Annotated in this window: 9 protein-coding genes; 4 read left to right on the forward strand and 5 right to left on the reverse strand. The window is 55.6% G+C overall.

Annotated elements, in window-relative coordinates; translation table 11 throughout:
• The first annotated feature begins 1 nt into the window (after window position 1).
• From HZ995_RS11470 to HZ995_RS11480, 3 genes are all read left to right on the forward strand, one after another.
• Window positions 2-1,756, forward strand: a complete 1,755-nt coding sequence (locus HZ995_RS11470; protein ID WP_209355789.1) for an FAD-dependent oxidoreductase — start codon at window positions 2-4, stop codon at window positions 1,754-1,756.
• 7 nt (window positions 1,757-1,763) lie between these two features.
• Window positions 1,764-2,645 carry an intradiol ring-cleavage dioxygenase gene (locus HZ995_RS11475; protein WP_209355790.1) on the forward strand — a complete coding sequence of 294 codons (882 nt, stop codon included), beginning with the start codon at window positions 1,764-1,766 and terminating at the stop codon, window positions 2,643-2,645.
• A 113-nt stretch (window positions 2,646-2,758) separates the two neighbouring features.
• Window positions 2,759-3,385: a DUF1415 family protein gene (locus HZ995_RS11480; RefSeq protein ID WP_245168655.1), complete on the forward strand. Its 627-nt coding sequence runs from the start codon at window positions 2,759-2,761 to the stop codon at window positions 3,383-3,385.
• Between the two features lie 14 nt (window positions 3,386-3,399).
• On the opposite strand, the gene HZ995_RS11485 is transcribed toward HZ995_RS11480, so the two are convergent.
• The 5 genes from HZ995_RS11485 to HZ995_RS11505 form a co-directional block, all read right to left on the reverse strand.
• The gene (locus HZ995_RS11485) at window positions 3,400-5,106 is read right to left on the reverse strand and encodes an ABC transporter ATP-binding protein (RefSeq protein WP_348521211.1); all 1,707 of its coding nucleotides are present in this window, start codon (window positions 5,104-5,106) and stop codon (window positions 3,400-3,402) included.
• Entirely contained in the window at window positions 5,081-5,986 is a 906-nt protein-coding gene (locus HZ995_RS11490) for an ABC transporter permease (protein WP_209355791.1), read from the reverse strand. Before HZ995_RS11490 ends, HZ995_RS11485 begins: the two co-directional genes overlap by 26 nt.
• Entirely contained in the window at window positions 5,983-6,957 is a 975-nt protein-coding gene (locus HZ995_RS11495) for an ABC transporter permease (protein WP_209355792.1), read from the reverse strand. Before HZ995_RS11495 ends, HZ995_RS11490 begins: the two co-directional genes overlap by 4 nt.
• Before the next feature lie 23 nt (window positions 6,958-6,980).
• Window positions 6,981-8,561 (reverse strand): ABC transporter substrate-binding protein, encoded by a 1,581-nt coding sequence (locus HZ995_RS11500; RefSeq protein ID WP_209355793.1) that lies wholly within the window; start codon window positions 8,559-8,561, stop codon window positions 6,981-6,983.
• Window positions 8,562-8,746: 185 nt separating this feature from the next.
• Entirely contained in the window at window positions 8,747-9,655 is a 909-nt protein-coding gene (locus HZ995_RS11505; RefSeq protein WP_209355794.1) for a LysR family transcriptional regulator, read from the reverse strand.
• A 96-nt stretch (window positions 9,656-9,751) separates the two neighbouring features.
• Here HZ995_RS11505 and HZ995_RS11510 point away from each other — a divergent pair, with 96 nt between their 5' ends.
• A complete protein-coding gene (locus HZ995_RS11510) occupies window positions 9,752-10,762 on the forward strand; it encodes a TAXI family TRAP transporter solute-binding subunit (RefSeq protein WP_209355795.1) in 1,011 nt (336 codons plus the stop codon).
• Window positions 10,763-10,777: the final 15 nt, after the last annotated feature.

Here is a 10,777-nt window from a genome sequence, read left to right on the forward strand (position 1 = left end):
CATGGCCGATATGACCACAGATGTTTTGATCATTGGAACGGGGCCTGCGGGCTCGGCCACGGCGGCGCTGTTGTCGACCTATGGCATCGAAAATATGGCCATCAACCGCTATCGCTGGCTGGCCAATACCCCGCGCGCGCATATCACCAACCAGCGCACGATGGAGGTCCTGCGGGATTTGGGGCGAGAGGTCGAGGACGAGGCCTATATGCACGCAGCAGGCCAGGATCTGATGGGCGAGAACGTCTTTTGCGAAAGTCTAGCCGGCGAAGAGATCGGCCGGATGAAAAGCTGGGGCACGCATCCTCTGTCAAAGGCCGAGCATCTGCTGAGCAGCCCGACCTTCATGAACGATCTGCCGCAAACCTTTATGGAACCTTTGCTGTTCAAAACCGCCTGCTCACGCGGCACCCAAGCACGCATGAGCACGGAATACCTGAGCCACGAGCAGGATGCCGAGGGGGTCACGACCACCTGTCTGGACCGCCTGTCTGGCAAGGAATTCACCATCCGCTCGAAATATCTGGTTGGTGCGGATGGCGGCAATTCCCTCGTGGCCTCAAACGAAGGTCTTGAGATTTCGGGCGCAATGGGTGTCGGCGGGTCGATGAACATTCTGTTCAAAGCCGACCTCAGCAAATACGTCGCGCATCGCCCCTCGGTGCTTTACTGGGTCATGCAGCCCGGCGCGGATGTGGGCGGGATCGGCATGGGGCTTGTACGGATGGTGCGGCCTTGGAACGAATGGCTGATCGTTTGGGGCTATGACATCAATGAACCCGCGCCTGAAGTCGACGAGAAAATGGCCACCGATGTGGCACGGCAGTTGGTCGGGGATCCGGAGCTAGAGATCGAACTCATCAGCGCCAACACCTGGACCGTGAACAACGCCTATGCCGAAAAGATGTCGAGCGGTCGCGTCTTTATCATGGGCGATGCTGCCCATCGTCACCCGCCGTCCAATGGGTTGGGTTCGAATACTTCTATTCAGGACTCCTTCAACCTTGCTTGGAAGCTGGCGGCGGTGCTGAAAGGCGAGGCCGGAGAGCGTCTGCTGGAGAGCTACAACACAGAGCGCGCGCCCGTGGCGAAGCAGATCGTCACTCGCGCGAACCAGTCGATTGCCGAGTTCGGCCCGATCTTTGAGGCCTTGGGCATGACCGGCGGCACGGATGTCGAAAAGATCAAAGCCAATATGGACGCGCGCTGTGGCACGACAGCAGCCGCCGAAGAGCAACGCGCCGCGCTGCGCGATGCCATAGCGTTCAAGAAATACGAATTCGATGCTCACGGTGTCGAGATGAACCAACGCTATAAATCAGATGCCATCGTCACTGATGGGCAGATGGAACCGGATTTCGCGCTAGACGCGGATCTGCACTATCAGCCCACCACATGGCCCGGCGCGCGGATCCCACATGCCTGGCTCTTTGATGCAGAAGGAGGCAAGCACTCGACGCTCGATATCACCGGAGGCGGCAGCTTTACCCTGCTTACGGGGCTGGGTGGCGAAGCTTGGGTAGAGGCCGCCGCCAAGGTCAGTGCGGCGCTTGGCATCACGCTGAAGGCCCATGTGATCGGACCGCGTCAAACCTATGTTGATCACGTCGGCGACTGGGCCCGTGCCCGCGAAATAGGGGACTCTGGTTGCATCCTTGTGCGCCCAGACCAGCATGTCTGCTGGCGTCAGGAAGCGCTCGCGGATAATCCTGAAGCAGAGCTGACCCGGGTTATGTCCCAAATTCTAGCGAAGTGAGGCTAAGATGAGCGAAGTAAACAAAGGCTATTTCACCGAAGAAAACTCGGCCGACGTCGTGATCAGCCGCATCGCGGACAGCACAGAGCCTCGTTTGGCCGAGGTCATCTCGGTGATCACCAAACACCTCCATGCCGCCGTGAAAGAGATCGAACCGACACAAGACGAGTGGCTGACCGCGATCAAGTTCCTGACCGAGACAGGGCATAAGTCAGACGACTGGCGGCAGGAATACATTTTGCTCAGCGACATTTTTGGCGTCTCGATGCTGGTCGATGCGATCAACAACCGCAAACCCTCGGGCGCGTCTGAGTCCACGGTTCTTGGCCCGTTTCACGTGCCAGATGTGCCCGAACTGCCAATGGGCGCAAATATCTGTCTGGATGGCAAAGGGCACCCTATGTTGATCAAAGGACGGATCCTGAACACTGCGGGTGAGCCCATCGCGAATGCCAAGATAGATGTCTGGCAAACCAACGATGACGGGTTTTATGATGTACAGCAAAAGGGCATCCAACCTGATTTCAACCTGCGCGGTGTGTTCCGCACCGGAGCGGATGGCACTTATCACTTCTGGGGCGCCAAACCGCGGTTTTATCCGATCCCAGATGATGGCCCTGTTGGCAAACTCTTGGGCAGCCTTGGTCGGCATCCTTTCCGCCCGGCCCATCTTCATTACATTCTGGAAGCCGACGGGTATGAGACGCTGGTCACGCATATTTTTGACCCTGACGATGAGTACATCCATTCCGACGCAGTCTTTGGCGTAAAGGAAAGTCTGCTGGCCAAGTTCGATCTGATCGAGGATCCAGAACGCATCGCCGCTGAACACCCAGACGGGGCGTTCTACGAAGTCATACATGATTTTGTCCTAGCGCCGGACGCGTGATAGAGGCAGGTCGTTGTACCCGCGAGACTGTTTGAGCGGGTACAATCGTCGCTTGAACCTCGCGAACAATTTCTCGGCAGGAGTTTACGAAAAGCCCCCGAATAGTTAGGGCTTTGGGTAAGCTACTTTATGCCAATCACTCTGACGAGGGCTCGCACATTACAAAACCTGAGTTAGCAACGCTGCCACTGGCATATCAAGCCGTGGTCAAAGTGACCCAACAGTGGCTTGAACAGATGGTTGTGGGTTTGAACCTATGTCCGTTCTCCGCGAGCGTCATTGCCCGAGATCAAGTGTATTTTGCGGTCTGTGATGCGGTGGATGATGCCGAGATTCATCAGTTCTATCTGAACGAATTGCAACGTCTGCTCGCGACACATGAAAACGATATCGCCACCAGCTTGCTCATATTTCCCCAGGGTCAGGACGCGTTCGAAGACTACCTCAGTTTGCTTGATTGGTTTCAGCAGTTGTTGGAGCAAGCTGAGCTAACAGAGCATGTGCAACTCGCGTCGTTTCATCCTCAGTATCAGTTTGAGAGCGTGGCGTCAGAGGATCTAAGCCACTTTACCAACCGCGCGCCCTATCCGACGATACAACTGCTGCGGCAAGATCAGATGACCAAGGTTCTAAGCCATGTGTCAAACCCGCAAAAGATCTATGAAGACAACATTAAGACGCTAGAAAACCTTGGGCGTCGCAAGGTCGAAGGGCTGTGTCCCTGGGGTGTTTCATTGTGAATGCATCGAGGTCTTCAAAACGTCGGCACAACGGGTGTTAGTGAAAGCAGATCGATCGCATAGTTCGACTTTGGATGGTCAAACACTTGATCCGCGGGTCCGGCCTCTTCAATGCGCCCATTTCGAAGAACGACCACATCATCTGACATCTGGCGAACAACCGCGAGGTTGTGGCTGATGAACAAAATGGACAAGCCGAATTTGGACTGCAAGTCTTTCAAAAGGTTCAGAATTTCGGCCTGAATCGACACATCCAGCGCAGAAGTGGGTTCATCGCAGATCAGGAACCTTGGGCGCGCAAGGAGCGCTCTGGCAACCGCAATACGTTGACGTTGCCCGCCGGAGAACTGATGCGGGTATTTATCGATTGCATCCGGTGACATGCCCACTAGTTCCAGCATCGCCGCCGCGATATCGCGTCTTTCTTTGGCGTCAGGAACCAGCCCATAGAGCCACAGAGGCTCAGCCAGTATCGCTCCAATTCTGTGGCGGGAATTCAGACTAGAGTAGGGGTCTTGAAAGATCATCTGTACGATCTGACGAGAGGGGTGGGTCCGCCCGCGTTTTGTGCCATCTGGCAAAACTTCGTTGCCGAGGATCATTGTTCCAGAGGTTGGGTTCACCAGTCCTGTGATCGCTTTGGCGAGCGTTGATTTCCCCGAACCACTTTCCCCAACCAGACCGGTGATCCCGCCTGGCTTGACCTCAAAACTAACGTCCTTGAGCGCGGTGAACGGGCTTGGTTTGCGCCAGAGTGAGGTTCTTACGCCAGGAAAATCGACGCAGAGGCCATCGATCTTAAGCCCAATCTTGTCTTGCGCCGTCCCCTCCAAGAGCCAGCGCTCGGCGACGTCGCCTAAGTCGTCGCCGCCAGACGTTGGGCTTTCCTTGGGAACTCGAAACCTTTCAAGTTTCCTATCCAACGGCGGCACCGCATCCAAAAGCGCGCGTGTGTATGGGTGTTTAGGATTGCGCAGTACCTGTTTTGTCTCGCCAGACTCCAGAAGCTTGCCATGGCGCATCACCGACACGCGATCTGCAATCTGAGCGATGACGCCAATATCATGCGTGATCAATATGAACCCAATTTTGCGGCTTTGGGCCAAACCCTTGATCAGGTCAAGAACCTGACTTTGCACTGCTACATCCAGCGCTGTGGTAGGTTCATCGGCAATGATCAGATCCGGATTGGTGCAGAGCGCAAGCGCAATGACCACACGTTGACGCATGCCGCCAGAGAACTGATGTGGAAAGGCTGTGATGCGCTCCGACGCGTTTTGGATGCCGATCTCTTCCAGAATATCAACGGCGCGGGCGCGGGCCGCTTTGGTTGAGATTTCCTCATGGGCCTGCATGGTCTCGATCAGCTGATCTTCGACGCGCATCAGCGGGTTTAGGCTGGTTTGCGGATCCTGAAAAATCATCGAAATCCGCTTGCCGCGCAGGTGATGGGCCTCAACCGGGCTTAAACGTCTGAGATCCGTGTCGCCCAATGACATAGACCCTTCGGCGACATATCCAGGTGATTGCAAAAGCCCGATGATTGCGGCGCCGACTGTGGATTTCCCAGCACCGCTTTCTCCGACCAGCCCGTGGATCTCTCCGGGCTGAACGGACATGGTGACATCTTCGATTGCCGTGATGTCCCCGAAACGCGAGGGGAAGCGAACGGTAAGGCCTTCTACATTCAGCATCTCAGCGTAACCTCGGATTAAAGACATCGCGCAGGAAATCCCCGAGGATGTTGATTGAGACCACCAAGGCCACAAGGAACAAGGTCGGGATCCACAGGATCCACCATTCGCCAGAGAGCATGAACTGCATGCCGATGCGGATCAGGGTTCCCAGCGAGGGGCTGTCCGCAGGCAGGCCGATCCCGAGAAATGACAGGGTGGCCTCCAGAAGGATCGCCGAGGCGAGATCGACCGTCATAATAACCAAGAGCGGTCCCAGAATATTGGGCAGGATATGCACGAACATCACGCGGATTGGGCGTTGGCCGGTGATGATGGCGGCCTGCACGTATTCCTTTTGCATTTGAACGAAGGTCGACGCGCGGGCTGTCCGCGCGAAGTTGACCCAAAGCGACAGGGCGATCGCGAGCGTCAGAACGGCTACCCGCAGATCTTGTTGCATTTCAGACGGCAAAACACCCCGCGCGATACCGTCAATCAACAGAGCAGTAAGGATCGCGGGCAGCGCCAATTGGATGTCCGCGATGCGCATCACGATCATATCAAAGCGCCCGCCGTAATACCCGGCGGCTAGACCCAGACCAACGCCTAGGACTGTGGCGATCGCCATGGCCGACAGTCCGATTATCAAAGACAGACGCGCGCCGTAAAGGATCGAGGACACCATATCGCGGCCCTGATCGTCTGTTCCCAACAGGAACTTCGGGTTGCCGAACTCCTCCCAAATCGGCGGCAACAGCCCGTCCATCAGGCTGAAAGAGGCAAGATCATAGGGATTGGCAGGTGCGATGAGGGGTGCAAAGACCGCGCCCAGAATGGACAGGACCGCGACGATCGCTGCGATTATGGCCGCAGGTGATCTTGAGAACAGCCAAAGCCCTTCGTATCGTTTGATGAACTCCCTCATGACTCATCCTTAATCCGCAAACGCGGGTCAATCGCTACGTACAGAAGGTCAACGATCAGGTTCACGAGGACAAAGAAGAAGGCGATCACGACGAGGTAAACGCCCATCACAGGGATGTCGACAAATCGGATGCTTTCCAGAAATAACAGCCCCATACCCGGCCATTGAAAGACGCTTTCGGTTACAATCGAAAACGCAATCACGCCGCCAAACTGAAGGCCGATGATCGTGATCACCGGCACCATCGTATTGGACAGAGCGTGTCTGAAATAGAGGCTCCGCATCGGCACGCCTCGGGCCATCCCAAAGCGAATATAGTCCGAGCGCAGAACCTCCATCATCTCGGCGCGCACAAGCCGCATCGTGAGGGTCAGTTGGTACACGCCCAGCGTGATCGCGGGCAGAAGCAAGGCACGCCAGCCGTCGATTGTGAACAGAGAGGATTCCCATCCGCCGATCTGAACAGTGCCGCCGCGCCCGAACGTCGGCAGCCATCCCAATTGCACGCCGAACAGGAATATCAACATGATCCCGATCACAAATGTCGGTATCGAAACACCCACCAATGTGGTCAGCAATATCGATTGGGTCGCAAAGCCCCTTGGTCGCAACGCCGTGTAAACACCCGTCGGAATGCCGACGATCAGGGAAATCAACAAGGCGACCGTGCCAAGTTCCAAAGTTGCAGGAATGCGAGAGGCGATCATTTCCCCGACTGACTGACGGGTCCGGTACGAGTAGCCGAAGTCGCCTTGCAACATGTCACCGGTAAATCGGTAGAACTGAACCACGAAGGGATCGTTCAATCCCAATTCTTCGCGCAGCCGTTCCTGGTCTTCGATCGCCGTTTCCACGCCGGTCATCTGGGTGATGGGATCCCCCACAAACCGGAACAGGGAAAAGGCAAGAAAAGCGACGGCGATCATCACGAAGACTGATTGGACCAGCCGCTTTAGGATAAAATATGCCATCGCTTTTCTTAGTTTTCAGTGCCTTAGTTCACAGTTACCCAACGCAGCATAAAGAAGTTGTCCGCACGTTGTGTCAGATCAACATTGTCTTTTGCCGCCCAGATCAGGGGTTGGGTATAAAGCGGGATATATGCCACTTCTTCTTGGGTGATCGCAACGACCTCATCAACCATCGCCTGACGTGCGGCTGGATCGACCTCACGCTGAATGCCTGGCAAGAGTTCATCAACACGCGCGTTGGAATAGCCACCAAAGTTCCAGGACCCCAGTTTCTTTTCAGAGTTCGGCGTCGACATCAGAAAGCGAATTGGGTGTTCCATGTCAAAAGTACCTGGCGACCAGCCCAGAAGGTACATGTCAAACTCATCCGCACGCAGCTGAGGCCAGTAGTCACGTACCGGACCGGTGCTCAGTTCGGCATTCAGACCGACTGCGGCAAACATAGAGGCAGCAGCGCGGCAGAGTGCTTCATCGTTGATGTAGCGGTCGTTCGGGCACTTCAGACCAAAGCTGAACCCGTTTGGATAACCGGCTTCCGCAAGCAGGGACTTGGCTTTTTCTGGGTCATAGGCCGGGCGCGTTGAGTTCGCCTCGGAGTAACCAGAAATGCCCGCCGGGACCAATTGCGACGCGCCGTCGATCTTGCCGCGGAACAGAACACGATCGATGGAGGCGATGTCGATGGCATGCGCTGCCGCCATGCGAACGCGTACGTCCTGGAAGGGGTTCGTGCCGGTTACATCGGTCGAATAAAGCAGCTCTTCGTGCTCATGGCCAAAGCCGAACATGATCACACGTGTTTCTTCGCCCTCCAGCACTTTGAAGCCATCGCGGCTTTCGACCTGCGCAACGTCCTGCAAAGGAATTGGCTGGATGAAGTCGATCTCACCGGACAAGAGCGCCGCCAATCCGGTGGCTGCATTGCCAATCGGCGTGAAGGTCGCTTCGGTTACGTTATGCTCGACGTCACCCCACCAGTTGGCGTTAGGAACCAGAACGGTTTTGACGCCCGGATCGCGGCTGGCGAGCGTGAACGGCCCTGTGCCATTGACGTTCATCGTCGCGAAGTTTTCCGCATCACGCGCAGGCAGTTCGGCACCATTCGCTTCGGCCCAGCCCTTATCCAGGATCATGAAGTTGGCGATAGAATCCGGAAACAGTGGGTTTGGCGCGTTGGTGACGAAGTCGACTGTGTAGTCATCCACAACGCGCACCTCTTTGACAGGCGCAAACCAAGACCGGACGTCAGCCGCTTCGCTTGACGCGCGCTGATAAGAGAACATCACGTCTTCTGCATTGAACGCAGAGCCATCCTGGAAAGTGACGCCCTGACGCAGGTAAAACCGCCATCCGTCCTCGCCATCCAGCGGCTCCCAGGATTCTGCCAGCGAGCCTTCGATTGCCATGCCTTGGTTTCGACGCACGAGGCCTTCGTAGATATTGTTCAGGAACGACAGAACCGGGGCCGAGTTCACGGCATGCGGGTCCATGGTTTGTGGATCAGTATTGGACGCCCACTTAAAACTCTCCGCCGAGGCGCCTGCGGCGCTGACGAGCAACGCCGTGCCGACCAAGGCGCTGCGTTTAAATGTTTGGATACTCATATTTGCACTCCCACCCATGTTGGTAACGTTAACAGCCTCGGCAAATGAGGCGGAACGTCAAGCGAAAGTTTGCGCTGATCACATGTCCGTGTGGTTGAAAGGCTATTTGACTGTTCTCGCGAGGCGCGAAGGTTTTCCAGGGTTCTGAAATAACGCCAATGGCGAAGCGCGGTAACAAGCTGCGGCTATTGTTTTTCTTCAAGATATTCCAAGAGTACTTTTCTAAAATGCAGATACTCGGTTCTATTCTGATCTGTCTTGCGCATCCAAAGCGCGATGTCGCGCCGAATTTCGGGGAAGTCAAAGTCGATAATACGCGCGCCACCAAGATCCCCTGCGGCATTGGTCAGACGCTCTGGCAGGGCGATCAGCGCATCAGTAGTCTTGAGCAAATGCAAAGGGATCTGCAAATCACCGGAAATCGCCATGCGAATACGTTTGGGCTCGATTCCAAGGTACTGGAAAATCTCTTCTTCGGTGCCGTGGATTCCCGCGCGGGCCCCCGCGATCAACCAGTTCCCATTCTCGAGGTCAGCGCGCGTGACTTTGGCGTTCGGCTTTGACAGGGGCGATTTTGTCCCCGCAAAAATCTTGAGCCGATCCTTGAAGACCACTTCTTGAACAAGCCTTTCTTGATGCAGGCGAAGCTGGGCGGGCGCGAGGGCCATATCCAGCCTGTGGTCATTCAACCGCCGGATCAAAGGTGCAGCAGAGGCACTGTGAAGGCGCAGGCGATAGGGCCATTTGCGCCGCATATAAAGCTCGGTCAGTTGCGGAAGCAGTGTCGCCGCCAGAAGCGGGCCGAGGCCCAGCCGTATTTCAGACAATTGCCCGTCACGCCAAAGCCTGACGGCATCATCTGCGGATTCCGATTCCGACAAAACAGCGCGACCTTTCTCGGCGAGCTTTTCACCAATATCGGTCGCCACAACACCAGAACTTTCGCGGATCAGAACAGGCGCGCCGACGCGGTCTTCGATGATCTTGATGCTGCGCGTGAGCGTCGGTTGGGTCACATTCAGCCGCTGGGCTGCGCGATTTAATGAGCCAAGATCAATGGCGACGGCAAGGTGAACAAGCAGGCGAGAATCCATGGTTATAAATATATGCATAACCAAAGGTGGTTTTTCAATTTCTTTTGTGCTCAGCTTTTATGCAAGAACCAGAGTCGGATTATTTGGGAGGAAACCATGAACATCCTTAAAACTGCAGCCTTCGCTGCATCTATGACACTCGCGGCCGCTGCGCCTTCTTTCGCTGACACTTTGAAGGCGGAGGGCGGTTCTGCTGCTGGTCTGTCTGCGCTGGTCCCTCAGTTGCTGTCCAAATACGCGACAGACAACCATGAGATCCGCGTAAACGTCGACCAGACGCTGACTCGCGCAGCTCTGAAAGTCGCGAACGGCTCTATCGACATGGCCAGCATCCCTGCTGGTGCCTATGACAAAATGGTCAAAGGCAAAGGTCCATACAAGAAAGTTTCTGAAGAAGCGATTGCCGCATCTGGCAACGTACGTGCACTGTTCTCGTTCCTGGGCGGTCACTATCACCCAATGACATACGCTGACTCTGGCGTTGAATCTTGGGAAGACATCAAAGGCAAGCGCGTCTTTGTTGGCCCACCAGCGGGTTCCGCATCCGGTCAGTCCATGGACATGATCGAAGCAATCACCGGCTATAAAGCTGGCGAAGACTATGAAGCGATCAAACTGGCCTGGGGCGCTGCAAACCAAGCGTTCGAAGATGGCAAGTTTGACCTGTTCATGCGCACCGGCACCATGGGTTCTGCGGCAATCGACCAGTTCGGTTCTGCAAAACAGTTCCGCATCCTGTCCGTTCCTCAAGAGGTTATCGGCACCGATGCATGGGCGAAATACCTGCAGGTTCCAGGTCGCGCGACTGACGTGATGCCGGCCGGCACATACGCAAACCAAGTCAATGCTGACGAAGACGTTCTGTCCTCTGCCTATGTTATGTTCATGGGCGTGAATAAAGACATGAGCGACGATGTTGCATATCAACTGACTAAAGCGATGTTCGAGAACCTGGACGACGCACACAGCGTAAACAAAGGCCTGACCCCACTGAATCTGGGCAACGCGTTTGTTTCGCAAAAAGCAAAACTGCACCCAGGTGCAATCCGCTATTATGAAGAAGCTGGCGTAGAAGTTCCTGCGGAACTGCGCCCAGACGCTTCCTAATCATAGCGCTCTCGC

Source organism: Cognatishimia activa (genome assembly GCF_017798205.1).
Taxonomy (GTDB): domain Bacteria; phylum Pseudomonadota; class Alphaproteobacteria; order Rhodobacterales; family Rhodobacteraceae; genus Cognatishimia; species Cognatishimia activa_A.

Bases quoted from the DNA above. Each gene is read 5' to 3' on its own strand.
- HZ995_RS11470 (WP_209355789.1), top strand. From the start codon at position 2: ATGGCCGATATGACCACAGATGTTTTGATCATTGGAACGGGGCCTGCG.
- HZ995_RS11475 (WP_209355790.1), top strand. From the start codon at position 1,764: ATGAGCGAAGTAAACAAAGGCTATTTCACCGAAGAAAACTCGGCCGAC.
- HZ995_RS11485 (WP_348521211.1), bottom strand. From the start codon at position 5,106: ATGTCTTTAATCCGAGGTTACGCTGAGATGCTGAATGTAGAAGGCCTT.
- HZ995_RS11490 (WP_209355791.1), bottom strand. From the start codon at position 5,986: ATGAGGGAGTTCATCAAACGATACGAAGGGCTTTGGCTGTTCTCAAGA.
- HZ995_RS11495 (WP_209355792.1), bottom strand. From the start codon at position 6,957: ATGGCATATTTTATCCTAAAGCGGCTGGTCCAATCAGTCTTCGTGATG.
- HZ995_RS11500 (WP_209355793.1), bottom strand. From the start codon at position 8,561: ATGAGTATCCAAACATTTAAACGCAGCGCCTTGGTCGGCACGGCGTTG.
- HZ995_RS11505 (WP_209355794.1), bottom strand. From the start codon at position 9,655: ATGGATTCTCGCCTGCTTGTTCACCTTGCCGTCGCCATTGATCTTGGC.
- HZ995_RS11510 (WP_209355795.1), top strand. From the start codon at position 9,752: ATGAACATCCTTAAAACTGCAGCCTTCGCTGCATCTATGACACTCGCG.